Raw genomic sequence first — 20,018 nt, forward strand, 5'->3', positions numbered from 1 at the left:
ATCCGTCCCCAGGAGACTGCACGCCATGACCGATACCCTGACCCGCATCAAAGGCCTGCTCGGCGAAGTCCTGCAGCTCGGCCCGCGCGCCGACGGCCTGACCGCGGAGACGCCGCTGCTCGGCAGCCTGCCCGAGTTCGACAGCATGGCGGTGGCGACCGTCATCGCCGGGCTCGAGGACCGCTTCGACATCATCATCGAGGACGACGACCTGTCGGTGGAGGTGTTCCGCACCGTCGGCACCCTGTGCGATCTGGTGGACGAGAAGCTGCGGCAGGCGGCCTGAGCCATGACCGGCTGGGTCCCCCGCCCCCTGTTCCTCGACGGTCCCGCCGGCCGGCTGTTCGCCGTGCTGCACGGCTGCGCCCGGCCGGCGTGGTCGGTGCTGTGGCTGCCGCCCTTCGGCGAGGAGATGAACCGCTCTCGCCGCATGGCGACGGAACTCGGCCGCGCCCTGGCGGAGGCGGGCGGGGCGCTGCTGGTGCTCGACCCCTCCGGCACCGGCGACAGCGCCGGCGACCTCGCCGCCGCCACCTGGGACGGCTGGCGCGCCGACGCCCGCGCCGGGCTGGAGTGGCTGCGCCAGGAGGGCCTCAGCCCGCGCGCCGCCGGCGGCCTGCGCACCGGGGCCGTGCTGGCGCTCGACCTGGCGACGGAGGCACAGTTGCCCCATGCCCTGCTGTGGCAGCCGGTGACGCGCGGCGACCTCTACCTCACCCAGCTCCTGCGGGTGCGGGTGGCGGCGGCGCTCGGCGAGGGACCGGCGGAGACGGTGAAGGACCTGCGCCGGCGCCTGGCCGGCGGCGAGACGGTGGAGGTCGGCGGCTACCCGCTGACCCCGGCGCTCGGCGGGGCGCTGGAGGCCATCGCGCTCAAGGACATGGGCGGCGGGTATCGCGGCACCATCGACCTGCTGCAGGTCTCGGCCGATCCGCACGCCCCGGCGCCGCCGGCGGTGGGGGCGCTGGTGGACGGGTGGCTGCGCCAGCGCATCGACGCGACGCTGCGCCACGTGCCCGGCCAGCCGTTCTGGACCATCGAGGAGACGACGCTCGCGCCCGACCTGGTGACGGCGACGGTGGCGGCCCTGACGGCGCCGCGGCCCGCCTTCGCCCCCGTCGTGCCGGCGCCGCAGGAGTATCCCGGATGATGCTGGAAACCCCGCGCGAGGACGCGATCACCTTGCCCTGCGCCGGCGACACCCTGGTCGGCGTGCTGCACCACCCCGGCCTCGCCGCCGAGCGGGCGGTGGTGATCGTCGTCGGCGGTCCGCAGTACCGCGCCGGCGCCCACCGGCAGTACGTGATGCTCGCCCGCGCTCTGGCCGAGGCGGGGGTGCCGACCTTGCGCTTCGACTACCGCGGCATGGGCGACAGCACCGGCACCTTCCGCGGCTTCGAGGACTGCGGCGAGGACATCGCCGCCGCCGTCGACGCCCTCTGCGCCCACCTGCCGGCGGTGCGGGAGGTGGTGCTGTGGGGCCTTTGCGACGGCGCCACCGCCATCGCTTTCCATCAGGCGGAGCGGCGCGATGCACGCATCGCCGGCACGGTCCTGCTGAACCCCTGGGCGCGCAGCGACCGCACGCTGGCCGAAACACAGGTGCGCCACTGGTACGGCCGCCGCCTGACCTCTGCCGAGTTCTGGAAGAAGCTGCTGCGCGGCGGCGTCGACATAGGCGGCGCTGTGCGGGGCGTGGCGGCCTCTCTGGTGGCCCGGTTCCGGCGCAGCGAGGCGACGCCCGAGGCCGCGGGCGATGCGCCGCTGCCGGACCGTCTGGCGGCGGCGCTGGCCGGGCTCGACGTGCCGGCGTGCCTGATCCTCTCGGGCCGCGACCTGACGGCGCGCGAGTTCGAGGACGCGGTGCTGTCGCGGCCGCCGCTCAAGCGGGCGGTGGCTGCGGGGCGGCTGGTGCTGCGCCGGCTGCCCGAGGCCAACCACACCTACAGCAGCCCCGCCTGGCGCGAGCAGGTCCACGCCTGGACCCTCGACTGGGTGCGCGGCGTGGGGAGGAGCGCATGAGCGGTCTGTGCGGCTGGCTGGGCGTCGAGACCGGCCCCGACCCGAGTGGCATCGTGCATGCCATGGCCGAGGCCCTGCCGGCACCGCCGCACGGCTCGACGGCGGCCGTGGGCCTGCCGCCGGCGGCGCTCGGCGCCCGCACCGCCCGCGGGGCCGGCGGCTTCGTCGAGGCGCGCGGCGTGCTGGCGGCATGGGACGGCTACCCGCGCTGGACCGACGCCGCGCTTGCCGCGGTCGCCCGCAGCAACGGTCCCGGCGCCGCCCTGCTGGAGGCGTGGCGGCGGCACGGGCCGGACCTTCTCGACCATCTGGCCGGCGAGGTGGCGGTGGCGGTGCTGGAGCCGGCCCGCAAGCGCCTGCTGGTCGCGGTCGACCGCTTCGGCGTCCACGGCCTGTGCTGGGCCGAGGTGCGCGGCGGCGTGGTGTTCGGCTCCACCGCCGACGCCGTGCGGGCGCATCCGGCGGTGGAGACGTCGCTGAGTGCGCAGGCGCTCTACGACTACTTCTACTTCGTCGACCGGGTGCCGGCGCCGGAAACCATCTGGCAGGGCATCGGCAAGCTGGTGCCCGGGGAGTGCCTGCTGGCCGAAGCGGGCCGTGTCACCCGCCGCCGCTGGGGCCGCGTCGCCTACGACCCCGACCGCACGGCGGGGGAGGCGGGTCTTCAGAAGGACCTGCGCCGCCACCTCGACACCGCCGTGCGCCGCTGCATCGACGGCGAGGACACCCACCAGGTGGCCGCCTTCCTCAGCGGCGGGCTCGATTCCAGCACGGTCGCCGGCTTGTTCGCCCAGGCGGTGGACCACCCGGCCCGCGCCGTCACCGTGGCCTTCGAGGACCAGCGGTGGGACGAGAGCCCCTATGCCCGGCTCGCCGCCTCGCACTTCCGCATGGACCACGACATCGTCACCGTCACCCCGGCCGAGGTGGAAGCCGCCTTCGAGGCCATCGCCACCGCCTACGACGAACCCTTCGGCAATTCCTCCGCCGTGCCGGCGTACCTCTGCGCGCGGCGGGCGCGGGAGACGGGGGTGGAGCTGATGCTGGCCGGCGACGGCGGCGACGAGCTGTTCGCCGGCAATGCGCGCTACCTGTCCGACGCCGTGTTCCAGCACTACGGCCGCATCCCGGCGGCCTTGCGGCGGGCGGTGATCGAGCCGGCCGCCCTCCGCCTGTCGCCCGACAGCCGGATCATGCCGCTGCGCAAGGTGGCGCGCTACGTCCGCAAGGCGCGCCTGCCGACGCCCGTGCGGGTGACCGGAGACACGGTGTTCCGCGACCAGCCGGCGGCCGGCATCCTGGCGCGCGAGGTGGTGGCGGCGGTCGATCCGAAGGCGCCGGAGCGGCTGGTGCAGGCCATCTGGGACGACGCCGGGTCCGATCACCCGCTGCACCGCCACCTGTGGCTCGACCTGCGCCTGACGCTCGCCGACAGCGACCTGCGCAAGGTGAGCCGCATGTGCGAGCTGGCGGGCGTGCGGGTGCGCTACCCCATGCTCGACGACGACGTCGCCGACTTCTCTGGCCGCGTGCCGCCGGACCTGCTGTGTCGCGGCGGCCGGCTGCGCGCCTTCTACAAGGACGCCTTCCGCGGCTTCCTGCCCGACGCCATCCTCGCCAAGCAAAAGCACGGCTTCGGACTGCCCTACCTGGACATGCTGACGGCCCACGCGCCGCTGCGCGCCATGGCTTGCGACACGCTCGCCGACCTCAAGGGCGCCGGGCTGTTCGACGCCGGCTTTCTCGACGGCCAGATCCGCGCCCTGCGAGCCGGCGACCGCGCCGCGGTGCCGCTCGCCTGGGATCTGGTGACGGTGGGGCGCTGGCTCGTTAGCCGCCGCCATCCGCCGGGCCGCCGGCCGCAGCCGGCCCTGGGGGCGGCGGAATGACCACCGCCGTCTCACCCCGGCCGAGCCTGGCACAGCGACTGCGGGCGACGCTCGACGAGCTGGGCGGCGGCAATGCGGCGCTCTACTGGACCAATACGGCGGCGCGTCGCCTGCGCCTGCCGGTGGGGGTGCGGCGCTATCTGTTCGTGCTGCAACCGGTGCCGGAGGCGCCGCTGCTGAAGCCCCACCGTGGCCGCGCCATCGAGGTGCGGGTGGTGGAGCCGGGGGAGCCGGCGCTGCTCGATCTGCCGCTGACGCAACCCGTGCTCGACTACCGTTTCGGGCAGGGCGCGGTGTGCTTCGGCGCCTTCAAGGAAGGCGCCATCGTCGGCTGCGTCTGGCTGGTGCTCGGCCCCTACGACGAGGACGAGGTGCGCTGCCGCTTCGTGCGCGCGCCGGCGGCGCTGGCGTCGTGGGATTTCGACGTCTGGGTCCACCCCGACCACCGCAGCGGCTTTGCCTTCGCCCGCCTGTGGGACACCGCCAACGCTTTCCTGCGGGCGCGCGGCGTGCGCTGGTCGGCGAGCCGCATCTCGGCCTTCAACGCCGGGTCCTTGCGGTCGCACGGCTCGCTGGGCGCGCGGGTGGTGGGCAGCGCGACCTATGTCAGCCTCGGGCCGCTGCAACTCATGACCTCCACCTTCCGGCCATGCCTGTCCCTCACCCTGCGCCGCCGCCCCGACCTGGTGATCCCGGTGGCGACGGACGCCTGACCCTGGACAAACCACGGTCGCGTGGCAATATCAGGGTCAGACGCAGGAGTTCCGCACCATGGTCCATCCGATGCCCCGCGACGACGGTTCCGCCGCCTATGCCGACTGGCGCCGGCAGATGGATGCGCTCGTCGACTCTCTGTGCGAGGCGGCGGAGGACGCACGGCGCAACGGTCCAGTCAACGCGCAGGAGCGCGCCCGTCTGATCGCCGAGTTCAATCGGAGCAGACAGGCCGGAGACAGCCGGCGCCTGCAGGACCTCGCAGAATCAATCGATGCCGCCGCCGATGAGGCGGACCGGGATGGCTGCGTTCCGCCGGATGAACTGGCGCGGATGCTGGCCGAGTTCGACCGGAAGCTGGCCGCCCGACGAGAGACGCCCTGAGCAGGGACGATCGCTTCAGAACCGCTCCGGTAACCCACAAACACTCGGGGCGCTTCCTTGCGGAAGCGCCCCGTTGCGTCATTCGGCCGCCGAGCGGTGGCCGTGGGCCTGTTCGCCGTCCGTCGGCGGGCGGCTTTCGCCGCGGCGTTCGGGGTTGTTGCCGGCCACGTACTTGTCCACCCACACGCTGTGGTGCTCGCGGGCCCAGTTGATGTCCACCCAGCCCGTCGACATGGCCTTGAAGGCGTGCTCCATGCCGACCGAGCCGATGTAGATGTGCGCCAGCATGAGCGCGAACATGCCCATGCCGAGGCCGGCGTGGACGATCTGGCTCCACTGCATCAGCTCGATCTCGTCGACGAACCAGAAGGGCATCAGCAGGTTCAGGCCCGTCACCGACAGGGCGAGGCCGAGCAGGACGACCATCCAGAACACCGTCTTCTGGCCGAAGTTGAACTTGTCGGCGGGCGGATGGCTGTTCTTGGCGAGGAAACCGCCGGCCTTGATGATCCAGTTGAAGTCGTAGCGGTCCCACAGGTTGTGGCGGACCCAGACGAGGAAGATGTACAGCAGGCCCGCCATGAAGACGAAGCCGCCGAAGTTGTGCATGTACTTGGAAATCTCGGCCGTCAGCGCGTAGCCGTCGGCACCCAGCACGGGCATCAGCAGCGGACGGCCGAACAGCAGCCAGGTGCCGGTGAGCGCCAGCAGCAGGAACGAGCCGGCGGTCAGCCAGTGGCCGATGATTTCGTGCGTCTTGAAGCGCTGGATCAGCCGGCCCGACAGGCCGCTGTCCACCTTCACGCGGCCCTTGACGGCGAAGAAGCCGGTCAGCGCGATGAGCATGGCGGCGACGGCGTAGGCGCCGTAGCGGCGGACCTCCTCGCTGCGCCACGACAGCCAGTCCATGCCCTGGGTCTGGATCAGGCGGCCGGCCTTCTTGTCGGGGATGCTCACATAGCCGCGCTCGCCGTCGACGATCTCCCCCCACTGGCCGGTGATGGAGGGATAGCGCATGGTGGCCGGCGGCGCCGCCTCGATGCCGGGGCCGCCGGGCGTCGGCTGGACGTGCTGCGTCGCATTCGCGGGCGGACGCACGTCCTGAGCGGCGGCGGGCGCCCACGGCCCGAAGGCGACGACGGCGGCCAGGGCCGCCAGAAGGAAGACGATGGGGTGACGCATCAGGCGGAATCCTCGCGGAGACGGCACCGCCGCCGTCGGCTTCGCGGGCGAAGCGCGGCGGCGGCGGCCGGTCGGGTGCGTGGCGGCGAACAGCGCCGTCAGAGCTTCTGCTGCTGCCCGAACGACTGGGAGAAGCCGTAGGCGCCGCTGTCGAAGCCGCGTTCCACCACGCGCTGGCGGTAGATGTCGCTCACCTCGTTGGCGTCGCCGGCCAGCAGCGCCTTGGTCGAGCACATCTCGGCACAGAGCGGCAGCTTGCCTTCGGCCAGACGGTTGCGGCCGTACTTGGTGTATTCGGCCTGGGAGAAGGTCTCCTCCGGGCCGCCGTTGCAGAAGGTACACTTGTCCATCTTGCCGCGGGAGCCGAAGTTGCCTTCCTGCGGGTACTGCGGCGCGCCGAACGGGCAGGCGTAGAAGCAGTAGCCGCAGCCGATGCAGCCGTCCTTGTTGTGCAGCACGACGCCGTCGTTGGTGTGGTAGATGACGTTGGTCGGGCACACGTTGACGCAGGGCGCGTCGGAGCAGTGCATGCAGGCGACCGACAGGGACTTCTCACCCGGCGTACCGTCGTCCAGGGTGACGACGCGGCGGCGGTTGATGCCCCACGGCACCTCGTTCTCGTTCTTGCAGGCGGTGACGCAGGCGTTGCACTCGATGCAGCGGTCGCCGTCGCACAGGAATACCATCTTGCCCATTGTTGGGGTCTCCTTTCCCAGGCGTTACGCCGCTTCGATCCGACACAGGGTGGCCTTGGTCTCCTGCATCTGGGTGACCGAGTCGTAGCCGTAGGTCTGGGCCGTGTTGCTGGATTCGCCGAGCACGATGGGATCCGCCCCCTGCGGGTACTTGTCGCGCAGGGACTTGCCCTGGAACACGCCGCCGAAGTGGAACGGCATGAACACCACGCCGCGGCCGACGCGCTCCGTCACCAGCGCCTTCACCAGCACCTTGCCGCCGTTGGGGCCGTGCAGCCACAGGTCGGCGCCGTTGCGGATGCCGGCATTGTTTGCATCGTACGGGTTGACCTCGGCGAACATGTCCTGCTGCAGCTCGGCGAGCCACGGGTTGGACCGCGTCTCGTCGCCGCCGCCCTCGTACTCCACCAGACGGCCGGACGTGAGGATGAGCGGGAAGTCCTTGGAGAAGTCGTTCTTCTGGATGGAGGCGTACATGGTCGGCACGCGCCAGAAGGTCTTGTCCTCGTAGGTCGGGTAGTCGGCCACCAGGTCGCGGCGCGGCGTGTAGAGCGGCTCGCGGTGCAGCGGCACCGGGTCCGGGAAGGTCCACACCACGGTGCGTGCCTTGGCGTTGCCGTAGGGGGCGCAGCCGTGGGCGATGGCGACGCGCTGGATGCCGCCCGACAGGTCGGTCTTCCAGTTGGCGGAATCGCCGCCGACCGCCTCGATGGCCTTGCGCTCGTCGTCGGTCAGGTCCTTGTCCCAGCCCAGCTTCTTCAGCATGGCCATGGTGAACTCGGGGTAACCGTCCTCGATCTCCGAGCCGACCGGCCAGCTGTCCTCGGCCAGCAGGTTGGTGCCGTTGCGCTCCACGCCGAAACGGGCGCGGAAGCCCATGCCGCCCTGGGCGACGGGGATGGAGGTGTCGTAGAGGTTCGCCGAGCCGGTGTGGCGCATCTCCGGCGTGCCCCAGCAGGGCCACGGCAGGCCGTAGTATTCACCGTCCAGCGGACCGCCGACGGCGCGCAGCGTCGTCTTGTCGAAGGTGTGCTGGTACTTCATGTGCTCCTTCAGGCGTTCCGGCGACTGGCCGGTGTAGCCGATGGTCCACATGCCCTTGTTGAACTCGCGCGTGATGTCCTCGATCACCGGCTCCTCGCCGTTGACCTGGATGTTCTTCACCAGTTCGTCGGCGAAGCCGAACTTCTTGGCGAACTTGTACATGATGACGTGGTCGGGCAGGCTCTCGAACAGCGGCTCGATCACCTTCTCGCGCCACTGCAACGAGCGGTTGGAGGCGGTCGCCGAGCCGTAGGTCTCGAACTGCGTCGCCGCCGGCAGCAGGTACACGCCGTCGGTGCGGTCGCTGAGGACCGAGGCGACGGTCGGATACGGGTCGATGATGACCAGCGTGTCCAGCTTCTCCATCGCCTGCTTCATTTCCGGCAGGCGGGTCTGGCTGTTGGGCGCGTGGCCCCAGAACACCATGCCCTTCAGGCTTTCCGGCTGCTCCAGGTTCTCGGCGGGCTCGAGCACGCCGTCGATCCAGCGCGAGACGGGGATGCCGGTGGCCTCCATCATCTCCTTGCTGTGGAAACGGCTCAGCAGGTAGTCGTAGTCGAGGCCCCAGACGCGCGCCCAGTGCTTCCACGAGCCTTCGGCCAGGCCGTAGTAGCCCGGCAGGCTGTCGGCCACCACGCCGAAGTCGGTGGCGCCCTGCACGTTGTCGTGGCCGCGGAAGATGTTGGTGCCGCCGCCCGAGACGCCCATGTTGCCGAGCGCCAGCTGCAGGATGCAGTAGGCGCGGGTGTTGTTGTTGCCGTTGGAGTGCTGCGTGCCGCCCATGCACCAGATCAGGGTGCCCGGCTTGTTGGACGCCATGAGCTGCGCGACGCGCTTGACCTGCGCGCCCGGCACGCCGGTGACGCGCTCCACCTCTTCCGGCGTCCACTTGGCGACTTCGGCGCGGATGTCCTCGAAGCCGTAGACGCGGCGGCGGATGTATTCCTTGTCTTCCCAGCCGTTGTCCAGGACATGCCACAGGATGCCCCAGATGAGCGCCACGTCGGTGCCCGGGCGGAAGCGCATGTATTCGTCGGCGCGCGCCGCCGTGCGGGTGAAGCGCGGGTCGGCGACGATGAACTTGGCCTTCGTCTTTTCCTTGGCGTGCAGCATGTGCTGCATGGCCACGGGGTGCGCCTCGGCCGGGTTGCCGCCGATGAGGAAGATGAGCTTGGAATTGTGGATGTCGTTGTAGGAATTGGTCATGGCGCCGTAGCCCCAAGTGTTCGCGACGCCCGCGACCGTGGTGGAGTGGCAGATACGCGCCTGGTGGTCGATGTTGTTGGTGCCCCACAGCGCCGCGAACTTGCGGATGAGGTAGGCCTGTTCGTTGTTGTGCTTGGCGGAGCCGAGCCAGAACACGGAATCCGGGCCGTTGGCCTCGCGGATCTTCAGCAGGCGGTCACCGACCTCGTTGACGGCCTCGTCCCAGCTGATCTTCTTCCACTTGCCGCCTTCCAGCTTCATGGGGTGCTTCAGGCGGCGCTCGCCGTGGGCGTGCTCGCGCACGCTGGCGCCCTTGGCGCAGTGGGCGCCCAGGTTGAACGGGCTGTCGTAGCCCGGCTCCTGGCCGACCCAGACGCCGTTGACCACTTCCGCCTCGACCGTGCAGCCGACGGAGCAGTGGGTGCACACCGTCTTGCGCATCTCGATCTTGCCGGCGGGCGCGGCGGGGCCGGCGGCCTGGGCCTGGCGCACGGCGCCGACCGGCAGCGCGGCGGCCAGCGCGGCACCGCCGGCGGCGATGCCGGAGCGGCGCAGGAAGGTGCGGCGGTCGATGGCGCCGCCGACGGCGGCCGACAGGGTGGAGAGAATGTGCGGGCCGTTGGCCGACCCGGAACGCTTCTTGACCAGCATGGAACGTCTCCCTTCAGGCCGCCTCAGAAGCGCGCCAGATCGTAAAAGCGGCGCACGTGATCGGTCTCGCGATAGCCGGCGTCGGTCTTGCCGGCCGGATCGGGCGTCGGCTCCGCCACACCGGCGGCGGCCGTGCCGGCGGCGAGGGCGGCCGCGGCACCGGCGGCACCGGCACCCAGGCCGACCGTGCGCAGGAAGCCGCGGCGGTCGACGGTGGTCTGCTTGTGGTCCTTGGTTTCGCTCATGTGACAGTCCTCATCACGCGGCCGCACGACGGCGCGGCTCATCCTTCACCTTTTTCGCCCACCATGCCGAGGCTTTCGCGCTCGATGGCGAGGAACAGCCGGCCGATGGTGCCCACCGGACGGTAGAAACGGGCCGACGGCGCCTGTTCGATGTCGCGGAACAGGGTTTCGGCCCACGGATCGACGTGGGTGTCGAAGAAGGTCTTCTGGGCGGTCAGGCTGCCGTCGCCGATGCGGCCGAGGATGAGCCCGTACATCACTTCGAACAGGATGCCGACGTGGTCCTCGGGCTCGGGGCGGCCGCTGCTGCGCTCGACGCCGAGCGCGGCGAGGGTCTGGCGCACTTCGGCCAGCGGCTTCTCGTTGAGGAAGCCGGTGAGGTAGTAGGACGCATAGGGCACGACCTCGCCGCGGGTGATGCCGACGAAGACCGCCGTGTGCTCCTCGGTCAGCGCCGCCGTATCGGCCTCGCGGGCCGCTGCGCCCAGGGCCGCCAGTGCCTGGCCCAGTTCGGTCTCGTCCCCCGCCAGTTGCCCCAGGTCGCGCAGGCGCTCGGCCGGCGGCGGCGCCAGGGTCAGGCTGGAGAGCAAGGCGTAGAAATGAGCCCGAAGAGCATCTTCTTCGGCGACTGTCGACAGCCCCGCCGCAGCGGTCATGCGCGTCCTCCCTGTCCGGTGCCAGCCCCGCCGGGCGTTGTTCCCTATCGCCCCAAAGGGGCGAGAGTGTGGCCTAGCGTCACCCCAAAGAGGGTGTCGCTAGACTTCGGCGGCAGAACCGCCATTGTCCTTGAAACGCCGAGGATAGCGGGATCGGGACCGGGAAGTCCAGATAAACCGGATTCCCGACAAGGGCCGCTCAGGCTCTTTCGTCGTTTTCCCCTGAAAGCGGACCAGATTCGTCCGTTTTATTTTCAGGCTCTGCTGCTGCAGCACTTGCTGCGGCTTTTGCCGCCTCCTCCGGTTGTTCGGTGGGCGGCTGCGGATATTGCGCTGCGGTATCGCTTTGCTGCGCTGCGGCTTCGAGCGAGTCCGCCGCCTCCGCGGTGGCCTCGCCGGCCTCCACGTCGCGCGGAGCGTATCCTTTGAAGACGTCGTAGGCCGTCCGGACGGCGGCCCCGACGATGGACGGAGCGGCGTAGTTCTCGTCGTAATCGTTCAGCCCGTCAAGGTTTGCGAGCACCGGGTCCGATCGCCACAGCTTGCGCAGGGCCTGCCTGCGAAGGTCGGCCGGCACGCCGGCCCGCATGAACACGCTGTAGTCGCTGTCGCGGGTCAGGCTGTCGATGTCGGGCAGGTCGAGCGGTTCTGTCGCCTCGCCCTCGACCACGTCGGTCGCAGGGGCGGTGTCGTCCGCGGCGTCCGGTTCGGCTTCGGCTGGCGGTTCCGGTGCGGGGTCCGGTTCGGTGGCCGGCTCCTGCTCGCGCTCGCGGGCTTCCTGCTTGAGGCGCGACCAGCGCGACAGGAACCCGCCGCCGCCGTCCTCGTCGTCGCGTCCGGGGCGGCTCATCGCGTCTCTCCCTTGCGGCGCGCCCGGTCCACTGGGGCGATGCGGCTGAAGGTGTCGTCTTCGCGCGGGGCCTTGGTCTTCTGCTTGCGCTTCACGAAGGGCGTGTCGACGTGGTGGCGGGCGCAGAAGGCGCCGACCCAATAGGCGACGTCCTCGGGCATGGGCACGGTCTCGAGCTGGGTGCCGTCGTCGTGCAGATAGGCTTCGCCCTCGTAGGGGCAGGCGGTGACCAGGAACGGCGCCATGGGGATCGGCTGGCCTTCCACCGGGCGCAGGATGACGTAGAGCCGCGGCTCCGGCGCCGAGAGGTTGCGGCGGTAGCCTTCGGTCTCGCGGCGGAACAGCTCCACCGTCATGGGGGCGCTGATCCAGCGGTCGGCCTCGGCGGGGCGGATCTCGGCCGGGGCGTCGGCGGCGGCCGGCACCGCCGCGACGGGCACATAGCTGTCCGAGCCCCAGGGGTGCGACGAGGTGCGCCGCTCCAGCACGATGGACAGGCGGCGGGACTTCTCCACCTCGCCGACGGCGGCGCGGGCTTCCGCCGCCTCCAGCATGGCGTTGGCGGCGTCGAGGTCTTCCGGGCGGTTGACGTTGAAGAAGGGGTCGAGCGGCTGCGCCGGCCATTCCACGGCGACCGTGCGGTAGCGGGCGGTCCAGGCGTCGATCTTGCGCATGTCCTCGTCCACCAGCGCCCGCCGCAGGTCGCCGGCCAACCGCACCGGCCACAGGGCCACCACCGGATGGGTCCAGCCGCCCGAGGCGGCGCAGGCGATATCGGCGCCGTCCTCCACCGCCCGCCACAGCCGTGCCACCAGGTCGAGCGGCACGAAGGGCGCGTCGGCGGCGGTGGTGAGGACGTGGGTGACGTCCGGGTGCTCCAGGGCGGCCCAGCGCAGGGCGGTGAGCACGCCCGCCAGCGGCCCGGCGAAGCCTTCCACCACGTCGGGCAGCACGGGCAGGCCGAAGGGCTCGAACCGCGCCGGGTCGCCATTGGCGTTGAGCGCCATGGGGCCGACCTGCGGCGTCAGGCGCTCGATCACGTGCGCCAGCATGGGCTTGCCGTCGAGCGTCAGCAGGGTCTTGTCGCCGCCGCCCATGCGGCGCGACAGGCCGCCGGCCAGGATCACCCCGGCGATGCGGTGGAGCGGCGGCGGAGCGGGCAGGGCGGGCTGGTCAGTCATCGGATCGGCTTCCCTTGCGGCGGGCGCGGGCGGGCTCTTCGTCGGCGGCGGCGGGGTCGGCGTCCCACACCAGGCGGTCCTCGCCGGCCAGCACGAGGAACCGCTTGCCCTTGGCCCGCCCGATGAGGGTGAGGCCGGCCTCGCGCGCCAGTTCCACGCCCCAGGCGGTGAAGCCGGAGCGCGACACCAGCACGGGGATCTCCATCTGCACGCACTTCATGACCATCTCGCTGGTCAGGCGGCCGGTGGTGTAGAAGCTCTTGCCGCGCGGCGAGATGCCGTGCAGGCGCATGTAGCCGGCGATCTTGTCGACGGCGTTGTGGCGGCCCACGTCTTCCATGAACACCAGCGGGCGGTCCTCCTCGCACAGCACGCAGCCGTGGATGGCGCCGGTGGTGAGGTAGAGGCTGGGGGCGGTGTTGATCTTCTTGGACAAGGCGTAGAGCCAGCGGGTATGGAAGCGCGCCTGCGTGTCGAGCGGCACGTCGGCGAAGCGTTCCAGGATGTCGCCGTAGACGGTGCCGAGGGCGCAGCCCGAGGTGTGGGTGCGCTTGCTCATCATGGCGTCGAGGTCGCGGTCGGCGTCGATGACCACGCGCACCGCCCGCGCCTCCGGGTCGTGCTCGACCGACACGAGGGTATCTTCGGGCCGCAGCATGGCCTGGTTCATCAGGTAGCCGACGGCGAGGTACTCGGGGTAATCGCCGATTGTAACGGCGGTGACGATGCGCCTGCCGTTCAAGTAGAGGGTAAGCGGACGCTCGTTGATGATGGGCGCTTCGATGCGCCGGCCATCCTGATCCACGCCGTCGACGACGCGGAACAGGCGGTCGTCGTCCGGGTCCGGGCGGACCAGGAATTCTGAATCTTCCATCGAGCCTTGGCCTCGTGCTTAAGTGTTTATGACGGCCTTTGCGGAACCGTTGTCCATCCCTCGTCCCGATCATGGCGCGACTCGACGCCGCGGGGCAAGGGCGCCGCAAAGCAAGAGCAAGACCGACCCATCACCCCGGCTGGAAAGCGTCCCGATGCCCAAGATCGATACCCGTTTCCTGGTGTGCTCCTGCGAAGCCACCATGCCCGTCGACGCCGACCGCCTGTCGGACGCGCTCGGCGGTGCCTCCGTCACCGCCTGCCGCCATCTCTGCCGCGACGAGATCGACCGCTTCGTCGGCGCCGCCGCGACGCCGGGCTCGCTCCTGGTCGCCTGTACCCAGGAAGCGCCGCTGTTCGGCGAGGCGGCGGAGGTGAACGGGGCCGCCGCGCGCCTGTCCTTCACCAACATCCGCGAGCGCGCCGGCTGGTCCGACGAGGCCGCCGCGGCCGCCCCCAAGATGGCCGCCCTGCTGGCCGAGGCGACGGTGCAGGCGCGCCCGACGGCGGCGCTGCCCGTGCGGTCCGACGGCCGGCTGGTGGTGTTCGGCCGCCCCGAGGTCGCCTTCGCCGCCGCCCGCCAGCTGGCCGGGCGCATGGCGGTGACCTGCGTGCTGGAAAGCGGCGGCGACGTCACGCCCGCCGCCGTCGCCGACATGGCGCTGTTCATCGGCCGCCCGGTCGGCGCCTCCGGCCACGTCGGCGCCTTCGCGGTGCGCTTCGCCGACGTGCTGGCACCGCGCCCGTCGTCCCGCGACCGGCTGGAGCCGGCGAGCCGCAAGGATGCCGTCACCTTCGAGGCCGACGCCATCCTCGACCTGTCCTCGGCGCCGCCGCTGTTCCCCGGCCGCCCGCCGCGCGACGGCTATGTCCGGGTCGACGCCGGCGATCCGGTGGCGGTGCAGAAGGCGGTGTTCGAACTCGCCGATCTGGTGGGCGAGTTCGAGAAGCCGCGCTACATCACCGTCGACACCGATCTCTGCGCCCATTCGCGCTCCAACATCACCGGCTGTACCGCCTGCCTGGACGCCTGTCCCACCGGCGCCCTGTCGCCGGCCGGCGACCATGTGGCGGTGGATGCGCTGGCCTGCGGCGGCCACGGCGCCTGCAACAGCGTCTGCCCGACCGGCGCCATCAAGTACCAGGTGCCGCAGGCCCGCGACCTGCTGGAACGCCTGCGCGTGCTGCTCGGCACCTATCTGGAGGCCGGCGGCCGCACGCCGGTGCTGCTGGTCCACGACGCCAAGGGGGCGGAGGCCATCGACCTGCTCGCCCGCCACGGCCGCGGCCTGCCGGCGCACGTGCTGCCCTTCGCGGTGAACGAGGTCGGCTCGGCGGGCCTCGACCTGCTGCTGACCGCCTACGCCATGGGCGCGGCGCGGGTCGTGCTGCTGGCGACGCCCGAGCTGCGCGGCACCCTCGACCACCTGGACGGGGCGCTCGACCTCGCCGACCGGGTGATGCAGGGCCTCGGCTACGGCCCCGGGCGGGGGGAGCTGCTGTGGGTGACCGATCCCGAGGCGCTGGGCGACGATCTGCGCCGGCCGGTGACGCCGGCCGCCCCGCACGCCGGCTACATGGTGCTCGGCGAGCGGCGGGAAATCTTCGCCGTCGCGCTCGACCACCTGCACGCCCAGGCGCCGCAGCCGGTGGACGTGCTGCCGCTGCCCGAGGGCGCGCCCTTCGGCACCGTGGTGGTGGACGTGCCCGGCTGTACGTTGTGTCTGGCCTGCGTCGGCGCCTGTCCGACGGCGGCGCTCGGCGACAATCCGGAACGGCCGCAGCTCACCTTCCTGGAAAGCGCCTGCGTGCAGTGCGGCCTGTGCGCCGCCACCTGCCCGGAGAAGGTCATCACGCTGGAGCCGCGCATCGACTTCCTGGCCGGACCCAAGCGCCGCGTGCTGAAGGAGGAAGAGCCCTTCGCCTGTATCAGCTGCGGCAAGGAGTTCGGCACCAAGTCGGCCATCGACAAGGTGGTGGAAAAGCTGTCCGGTCACAGCATGTTCGCCGGCGGCGACCGCCTGCGTCTGCTGCAGATGTGCGGCGACTGCCGGGTGATCGAGCAGGTGAAGATCTCCGGCAGCACGACGCTCGCCCCGCCGCCGCCGCGCCCGCGCACCACCGACGACTACCTGCGCGAACGCGACGAACAGGCGAAGAAGAGCTGACGCCATGAACGAGATGGCCGCCGCCGGTGCCCGCGCCCTGGAGCTGCTGATCGAACTCGATCCCGATCTGGTGGAGATCGTGGTGCGGTCGCTCTACGTCAGCCTCTCGGCCGTGGCGCTGGCGGCGGTGATCGGCCTGCCGCTCGGCGCTCTACTGGCGCTGGCGCGGTTCCCTGGCCGGCGGGTGGTGCTGGTGACGGTGAATGCGCTCATGGGCCTGCCGCCGGTGGTGGCGGGCCTCGTGCTCTATCTGCTGCTGTCGCGCAGCGGTCCTTTCGGCGTGTTCGGCCTGCTGTTCACCCCGACGGCCATGATCATCGCCCAGGCGGTGCTGGTGACGCCCATCATCGCCGCTCTGACGCGCCAGACCGTGCAGGACCTGTGGACCGAGTACCGCGAGCAGCTGGGATCGCTCGGCGCCACCCCGCTGCGGGCGGTGCCGACCCTGCTGTGGGATGGCCGGGTGGCGCTGTTCACGGCGCTGCTGGCGGGCTTCGGGCGGGCCAGTGCCGAGGTCGGCGCGGTGATGATCGTCGGCGGCAACATCGACCACGTCACCCGCGTCATGACCACCACCATCGCGCTGGAAACCGCCCGCGGCGACCTGCCGCTGGCGCTGGCGCTCGGCATCGTGCTGCTGCTCATGGCGCTGGCGGTGAACATCGCCGCCTTCCTGGCGCAGGAGCGGGCGGCGCGGAGCCAGAACGCATGACCGCGCCGCCCGGCCCGATGCCGGACCTCATGACCGTGCGCGAGGTGGCCGACTACCTCCGCCTCGGCGAGCGCAAGGTCTACGATCTGGTGGCGCGGCGCGAGATTCCGGTGGTGAAGGTGACGGGAAAGCTGCTGTTCCCGCGCGCCCACATCGACCTGTGGCTGACCGCCCACCTGCAACAGCCCGAGGGTGCGCCGGTGCCGCAGCCGCGCCCGGCGGTGCTGTCGGGCAGCGACGATCTGCTGCTGGAATGGGCGGTGCGCCAGAGCGGCTGCAAGCTCGCCCTTCTGCTGGACGGCAGCGGCGTCGGCCTCAAGCGCTTCGCCGAGCGCGGTGCCGTCGCCTGCGGCCTGCATGTCATCGACGAGGCGTCGGAGCGCTTCAACACCCCCATCGTGGAGCGCACCCTGGCGGGCGTGCCCTACGTGCTGCTGCACTGGGCGCGGCGGGAAACGGGGATCGTGCTGCCGCAGGGCAACCCCCAGGGCATCGCCGGCCTGCCGGACCTGCTGCGCCCCAACGTGCTGTTCGCCGACCGTCCGCCCGGCACCGGCGCTCATATCCTGGTGCGCCACCTGCTGCGCAAGGCCGGGCTGGACCCGCAGGGCCTCCGCCCCGCCGAGGGTGCGGCCGTCAGCGAAACCGACGTCGCCGCGGCCATCCTGGAGCGGCGGGCGACGGCCGGCTTCGCCGTGCGCGCCGCCGCCAACCGCTTCGGCCTCGCCTTCGTGCCGCTGGCGTGGGAGGACTTCGATCTGGTGCTCGACCGCCGGGCGGTGTTCGAGCCGCCCGTGCAGGCCCTGCTCGGCTTCACCCGCACCCCGGCCTTCGCCGAGCGCGCCCGGCTGTTCGGCGGTTACGACCTCGCGGACCTGGGGGCGGTGCGCAGCAACGGGGCGTAAAGCCCGGCTTGCGGCCTCGCAAGCCGGACGGCGCGACCGCGCCGCGCGGCTCCTGCCGCGGGAGCCAAGCGGCCGGAGGCCGCGCCCGGCGCCTGAGGGCCAAACAAAAAAAGTCCTCACACTTCCCGGATCAGCCTCTCCAGCTTTTCCGCCCGGTCGCCGGGTGCCGGGTGGGTGGAGAGGAAGGCGAAGCCCTGGCCGCCCTGGCTTTCCATGCGCCGCCACAGGGCGACGGCGGCGTGGGGGTCGTAATCGGCGCGGCGCATGAGGTCGAGCCCCAGGCGGTCGGCCTCCAGCTCGTGGTCGCGGGTGTAGGGCAGTTGCAGCCCCACCTCCACCCCGAGGCCCAGCACGGCGGCGATCTCGCGAGCGTACTGGATGTCGCCGAGGTTCAGGACCAGCTCCACCGCGTTGATGCCGAAGTCCTTCAGCACCTGGGCGTTCAGGCGTTCCTGGGCGTGGTCGGCGAGGTGGTGGCCGATCTCGTGGCCGATGACCGCGGCCAGCTGCGCCTCGGTCTCGGCGAAGCGCATCATGCCTTCGAACACGCCGATCTTGTTGCCGGGCAGGGCGAAGGCATTGATCTGGTCGCCCTGGAAGACGCGCATCTCCCACTGCGACGGATCGGAGCCGAGGGCCTGCAGCAGGCGGCCGCCGATGTCCTGCAGGGTGCCGTCGAAGGCGGCGTTCTGCGACAGCGGGATCTCCTGGCGCATCTGCTTCCAGCTGGCGAGGCCCATCTCGCGGACCTGGTCGTCGCTGACCAGGTCGACGGGCCAGTCGCCGCTGTCGTCGCAGCCGCCGAGCGGCACGGACAGCGCGACGGCGCCCGTCAGAAAGACGAAGCGCCGTCGGGAGAGGTGGGTCGGGCAGGAGCAGGACATGCAGGCATCCGGAGGTCGTTGCACTCGGCCATCAAGGTAGCCTCCGGATGCCAACGCGCAAGCTCAGCTTCCTGCCGCGTTGGGGAAGAACAGCTGTTCGCCGTTGATCGTGTAGTCGGCGATGGCCTTCTGGCCTTCCGGCGCCACCAGCCAGTCGGCGAAGGCCTGGGCGTCGTCCGTCTTCACGTGCGGGTGCTTTTCGGGGTTCACGACGATGACGCCGTACTGGTTGAACAGGCTCTGGTCGCCTTCCACCAGCACCGCCAGGTCGTCGCGGTTCTTGAAGTTGAGCCAGGTGCCGCGGTCGGTGAGGGCATAGGCGCCCATGCCGGCGGCGGTGTTGAGCGTCGGACCCATGCCCGAGCCGGTGGCGCGGTACCAGTCGCCGCCCGCGCCGCCGACGTCGACACCGGCTTGCTTCCACAGGGCGAGTTCCGCCTTGTGGGTACCGCTGTCGTCGCCGCGCGAGGCGAAGGGCGCCGCCGCTTCGGCGATCTTCTTCAGGGCGCCGGCGGCGTCCTTCATGCCCGAGACGCCGGCCGGTTCGGCCTTGGGGCCGACGATGACGAAGTCGTTGTACATGACGTCGCGGCGGACGAGGCCGTAGCCGGCGGCCACGAACTTCTCTTCCGACGGCTTGTGGTGGACGAACAGCACGTCGGCGTCGCCGGCCTCGGCCATCTGGATCGCCTTGCCGGTGCCGACGGCGACGACGCGCACGTCGATGCCGGTCTTGTCCTCGAACACCGGCAGCAGGTGCTCGAACAGGCCCGACGACTGGGTGGAGGTGGTCGAGGCGACGGTGATGAACCGCTCGTCGGCGGCCTGCGCCGGGGCGGCGAACAGGGCGGCGGCGGTAAGGGCGGCGGCGATGAGCCTCTTCATGGGGGGCCTCGTGCGGTCGTTGGATCAGGCGGCCAGCTCGCCGCGCAGGAAGGCGGCGGCGGCGGGCGTGGCCGGGCGGTCGAAGAAAGCGGCGGCGGTGTGCTCGACCAGCCGGCCGCCGGCCATGAACAGGACGTCGGCGGCGAGGCGGCGGGCCTGGCCGAGATCGTGCGTCGCCATGACGATCTTCACGCCCTCGTCGGCGATGGCGGCGACCTGCCGCTCCACCGCCAGGGAATGGGCGGGGTCGAGGCTGGCCGTCGGCTCGTCCAGCAGCAGTACCGCCGGCCGCAAGGCGCGGGCACGGGCGAGCGCCACCAGTTGCTGCTCGCCGCCCGACAGCACGCGGGCCGGCCGCTCCGCCAGCCCCGCGAGCCCGGCCGCCTCCAGCGCCTGCAGCGCAAGGGACCGGCGGAAGCGGCGCGGGTGGCCCTGCAGGCCGAGCGCATATTCGATGTTGGCGCGCACTGAGCGGCGCAGCATGACGGGGCGCTGGAACACCATGGCCTGCTGGGCGCGGGCGGCGGCGGCGTCGAGGCCGCCCCAGTCGACGGTGCCGGCGGTCGGGCTCAGAAGGCCGTGCAGCAGGCGCAGCAGCAGGCTCTTGCCGGCGCCGTTGTGGCCGAGCAGGACGGTCGGGCCGGCATGGTCGAGGGTGAGGGAAATCCCTGCGATCAGCTCGGTCTCGCCGCTGCGGAAGCGCAGGTCGGTCACGCGCAACGGCAGCAGCCGCGCCGCCCGGGTCAGGCTGGCGTCGGGTATGGCGGGAACGGGGGCGGGCTGCAGCAGCATGGGACCGGACTCGGACATTTCGTCTTGTCCGAGAGTGTAAGCAGCCGAGCGGCCCCCCGGCCAAGCACCCGTTGCGGCTT

The 20,018-nt window shown here is 71.4% G+C and carries 20 protein-coding genes; 9 read left to right on the forward strand and 11 right to left on the reverse strand.

The genetic code is table 11. From position 1 onward, the window contains the following. Positions 1-25: 25 nt before the first annotated feature. Genes CRP50_RS03455 through CRP50_RS03480 form a run of 6 tightly spaced genes read left to right on the forward strand, consistent with a single transcriptional unit; the run spans position 26 to position 5,009 of the window. Positions 26-286 (forward strand): acyl carrier protein, encoded by a 261-nt coding sequence (locus CRP50_RS03455; RefSeq protein WP_097277564.1) that lies wholly within the window; start codon positions 26-28, stop codon positions 284-286. A gap of 3 nt (positions 287-289) precedes the next feature. Next, positions 290-1,150 (forward strand): hydrolase 2, exosortase A system-associated, encoded by an 861-nt coding sequence (locus tag CRP50_RS03460; RefSeq protein WP_097277565.1) that lies wholly within the window; start codon positions 290-292, stop codon positions 1,148-1,150. Further along, positions 1,147-2,022 (forward strand): hydrolase 1, exosortase A system-associated, encoded by an 876-nt coding sequence (locus tag CRP50_RS03465; protein ID WP_217991975.1) that lies wholly within the window; start codon positions 1,147-1,149, stop codon positions 2,020-2,022. Before CRP50_RS03460 ends, CRP50_RS03465 begins: the two co-directional genes overlap by 4 nt. Next, positions 2,019-3,911 (forward strand): asparagine synthetase B family protein, encoded by a 1,893-nt coding sequence (locus CRP50_RS03470; RefSeq protein ID WP_097277566.1) that lies wholly within the window; start codon positions 2,019-2,021, stop codon positions 3,909-3,911. The genes CRP50_RS03465 and CRP50_RS03470 overlap by 4 nt, the downstream gene beginning before the upstream one ends. Beyond that, positions 3,908-4,624 (forward strand): GNAT family N-acetyltransferase, encoded by a 717-nt coding sequence (locus CRP50_RS03475; protein WP_097277567.1) that lies wholly within the window; start codon positions 3,908-3,910, stop codon positions 4,622-4,624. The genes CRP50_RS03470 and CRP50_RS03475 overlap by 4 nt, the downstream gene beginning before the upstream one ends. A gap of 58 nt (positions 4,625-4,682) precedes the next feature. Further along, positions 4,683-5,009, forward strand: a complete 327-nt coding sequence (locus CRP50_RS03480) for a hypothetical protein (RefSeq protein ID WP_097277568.1) — start codon at positions 4,683-4,685, stop codon at positions 5,007-5,009. A gap of 78 nt (positions 5,010-5,087) precedes the next feature. Here the strand turns inward: CRP50_RS03480 and CRP50_RS03485 are convergent, their stop codons facing one another. The 8 genes from CRP50_RS03485 to CRP50_RS03520 form a co-directional block, all read right to left on the reverse strand. Beyond that, positions 5,088-6,191, reverse strand: coding sequence for a formate dehydrogenase subunit gamma (locus tag CRP50_RS03485; RefSeq protein ID WP_097277569.1), 1,104 nt, complete (start codon positions 6,189-6,191; stop codon positions 5,088-5,090). A 98-nt stretch (positions 6,192-6,289) separates the two neighbouring features. Further along, positions 6,290-6,886: a formate dehydrogenase FDH3 subunit beta gene (gene fdh3B / locus CRP50_RS03490; protein ID WP_097277570.1), complete on the reverse strand. Its 597-nt coding sequence runs from the start codon at positions 6,884-6,886 to the stop codon at positions 6,290-6,292. Between the two features lie 24 nt (positions 6,887-6,910). After that, positions 6,911-9,787, reverse strand: a complete 2,877-nt coding sequence (locus tag CRP50_RS03495; RefSeq protein WP_097277571.1) for a formate dehydrogenase subunit alpha — start codon at positions 9,785-9,787, stop codon at positions 6,911-6,913. A gap of 23 nt (positions 9,788-9,810) precedes the next feature. Continuing rightward, positions 9,811-10,032 (reverse strand): formate dehydrogenase, encoded by a 222-nt coding sequence (locus CRP50_RS03500; RefSeq protein WP_097277572.1) that lies wholly within the window; start codon positions 10,030-10,032, stop codon positions 9,811-9,813. Positions 10,033-10,070: 38 nt separating this feature from the next. After that, positions 10,071-10,688, reverse strand: coding sequence for a molecular chaperone (locus CRP50_RS03505; protein ID WP_097277573.1), 618 nt, complete (start codon positions 10,686-10,688; stop codon positions 10,071-10,073). A gap of 199 nt (positions 10,689-10,887) precedes the next feature. Continuing rightward, positions 10,888-11,538, reverse strand: a complete 651-nt coding sequence (locus CRP50_RS03510; RefSeq protein WP_097277574.1) for a DUF3306 domain-containing protein — start codon at positions 11,536-11,538, stop codon at positions 10,888-10,890. Next, a complete protein-coding gene (gene mobA, locus CRP50_RS26410) occupies positions 11,535-12,719 on the reverse strand; it encodes a molybdenum cofactor guanylyltransferase MobA (RefSeq protein ID WP_097277575.1) in 1,185 nt (394 codons plus the stop codon). The genes CRP50_RS03510 and mobA overlap by 4 nt, the downstream gene beginning before the upstream one ends. Continuing rightward, a complete protein-coding gene (locus tag CRP50_RS03520; protein ID WP_097277576.1) occupies positions 12,712-13,593 on the reverse strand; it encodes a formate dehydrogenase accessory sulfurtransferase FdhD in 882 nt (293 codons plus the stop codon). The genes mobA and CRP50_RS03520 overlap by 8 nt, the downstream gene beginning before the upstream one ends. A gap of 154 nt (positions 13,594-13,747) precedes the next feature. Between CRP50_RS03520 and CRP50_RS03525 the strand changes: the two genes are divergently transcribed. The 3 genes from CRP50_RS03525 to CRP50_RS03535 are packed head-to-tail and all read left to right on the forward strand — an operon-like array spanning position 13,748 to position 17,377. Further along, positions 13,748-15,760 carry a 4Fe-4S dicluster domain-containing protein gene (locus CRP50_RS03525; protein WP_097277577.1) on the forward strand — a complete coding sequence of 671 codons (2,013 nt, stop codon included), beginning with the start codon at positions 13,748-13,750 and terminating at the stop codon, positions 15,758-15,760. 4 nt (positions 15,761-15,764) lie between these two features. Further along, positions 15,765-16,472: an ABC transporter permease gene (locus CRP50_RS03530; RefSeq protein WP_097277578.1), complete on the forward strand. Its 708-nt coding sequence runs from the start codon at positions 15,765-15,767 to the stop codon at positions 16,470-16,472. Further along, complete coding sequence (locus CRP50_RS03535) at positions 16,469-17,377, forward strand: helix-turn-helix transcriptional regulator (RefSeq protein ID WP_217991976.1); 909 nt, start codon at positions 16,469-16,471, stop codon at positions 17,375-17,377. Before CRP50_RS03530 ends, CRP50_RS03535 begins: the two co-directional genes overlap by 4 nt. Before the next feature lie 116 nt (positions 17,378-17,493). Here CRP50_RS03535 and CRP50_RS03540 read toward each other — a convergent pair whose 3' ends face one another. The 3 genes from CRP50_RS03540 to CRP50_RS03550 all read right to left on the reverse strand — a co-directional run bounded on the left by CRP50_RS03540 (position 17,494) and on the right by CRP50_RS03550 (position 19,956). Continuing rightward, positions 17,494-18,261, reverse strand: a complete 768-nt coding sequence (locus tag CRP50_RS03540; RefSeq protein WP_097277579.1) for a M48 family metallopeptidase — start codon at positions 18,259-18,261, stop codon at positions 17,494-17,496. A 63-nt stretch (positions 18,262-18,324) separates the two neighbouring features. Further along, positions 18,325-19,146 carry an extracellular solute-binding protein gene (locus CRP50_RS03545; protein WP_097277580.1) on the reverse strand — a complete coding sequence of 274 codons (822 nt, stop codon included), beginning with the start codon at positions 19,144-19,146 and terminating at the stop codon, positions 18,325-18,327. Positions 19,147-19,170: 24 nt separating this feature from the next. Then, positions 19,171-19,956, reverse strand: coding sequence for an ATP-binding cassette domain-containing protein (locus tag CRP50_RS03550; RefSeq protein ID WP_245913345.1), 786 nt, complete (start codon positions 19,954-19,956; stop codon positions 19,171-19,173). Positions 19,957-20,018: the final 62 nt, after the last annotated feature.

This window comes from Caenispirillum bisanense (genome assembly GCF_900230255.1).
Taxonomy (GTDB): Bacteria; Pseudomonadota; Alphaproteobacteria; order Rhodospirillales; family Rhodospirillaceae; genus Caenispirillum; species Caenispirillum bisanense_A.

Coding starts and splice junctions, on each gene's coding strand:
- CRP50_RS03455 (WP_097277564.1), top strand. CDS start 26: ATGACCGATACCCTGACCCGCATCAAAGGCCTGCTCGGCGAAGTCCTG.
- CRP50_RS03460 (WP_097277565.1), top strand. CDS start 290: ATGACCGGCTGGGTCCCCCGCCCCCTGTTCCTCGACGGTCCCGCCGGC.
- CRP50_RS03465 (WP_217991975.1), top strand. CDS start 1,147: ATGATGCTGGAAACCCCGCGCGAGGACGCGATCACCTTGCCCTGCGCC.
- CRP50_RS03470 (WP_097277566.1), top strand. CDS start 2,019: ATGAGCGGTCTGTGCGGCTGGCTGGGCGTCGAGACCGGCCCCGACCCG.
- CRP50_RS03475 (WP_097277567.1), top strand. CDS start 3,908: ATGACCACCGCCGTCTCACCCCGGCCGAGCCTGGCACAGCGACTGCGG.
- CRP50_RS03480 (WP_097277568.1), top strand. CDS start 4,683: ATGGTCCATCCGATGCCCCGCGACGACGGTTCCGCCGCCTATGCCGAC.
- CRP50_RS03485 (WP_097277569.1), bottom strand. CDS start 6,191: ATGCGTCACCCCATCGTCTTCCTTCTGGCGGCCCTGGCCGCCGTCGTC.
- fdh3B (WP_097277570.1), bottom strand. CDS start 6,886: ATGGGCAAGATGGTATTCCTGTGCGACGGCGACCGCTGCATCGAGTGC.
- CRP50_RS03495 (WP_097277571.1), bottom strand. CDS start 9,787: ATGCTGGTCAAGAAGCGTTCCGGGTCGGCCAACGGCCCGCACATTCTC.
- CRP50_RS03500 (WP_097277572.1), bottom strand. CDS start 10,032: ATGAGCGAAACCAAGGACCACAAGCAGACCACCGTCGACCGCCGCGGC.
- CRP50_RS03505 (WP_097277573.1), bottom strand. CDS start 10,688: ATGACCGCTGCGGCGGGGCTGTCGACAGTCGCCGAAGAAGATGCTCTT.
- CRP50_RS03510 (WP_097277574.1), bottom strand. CDS start 11,538: ATGAGCCGCCCCGGACGCGACGACGAGGACGGCGGCGGCGGGTTCCTG.
- mobA (WP_097277575.1), bottom strand. CDS start 12,719: ATGACTGACCAGCCCGCCCTGCCCGCTCCGCCGCCGCTCCACCGCATC.
- CRP50_RS03520 (WP_097277576.1), bottom strand. CDS start 13,593: ATGGAAGATTCAGAATTCCTGGTCCGCCCGGACCCGGACGACGACCGC.
- CRP50_RS03525 (WP_097277577.1), top strand. CDS start 13,748: ATGCCCAAGATCGATACCCGTTTCCTGGTGTGCTCCTGCGAAGCCACC.
- CRP50_RS03530 (WP_097277578.1), top strand. CDS start 15,765: ATGAACGAGATGGCCGCCGCCGGTGCCCGCGCCCTGGAGCTGCTGATC.
- CRP50_RS03535 (WP_217991976.1), top strand. CDS start 16,469: ATGACCGCGCCGCCCGGCCCGATGCCGGACCTCATGACCGTGCGCGAG.
- CRP50_RS03540 (WP_097277579.1), bottom strand. CDS start 18,261: ATGTCCTGCTCCTGCCCGACCCACCTCTCCCGACGGCGCTTCGTCTTT.
- CRP50_RS03545 (WP_097277580.1), bottom strand. CDS start 19,146: ATGAAGAGGCTCATCGCCGCCGCCCTTACCGCCGCCGCCCTGTTCGCC.
- CRP50_RS03550 (WP_245913345.1), bottom strand. CDS start 19,956: ATGTCCGAGTCCGGTCCCATGCTGCTGCAGCCCGCCCCCGTTCCCGCC.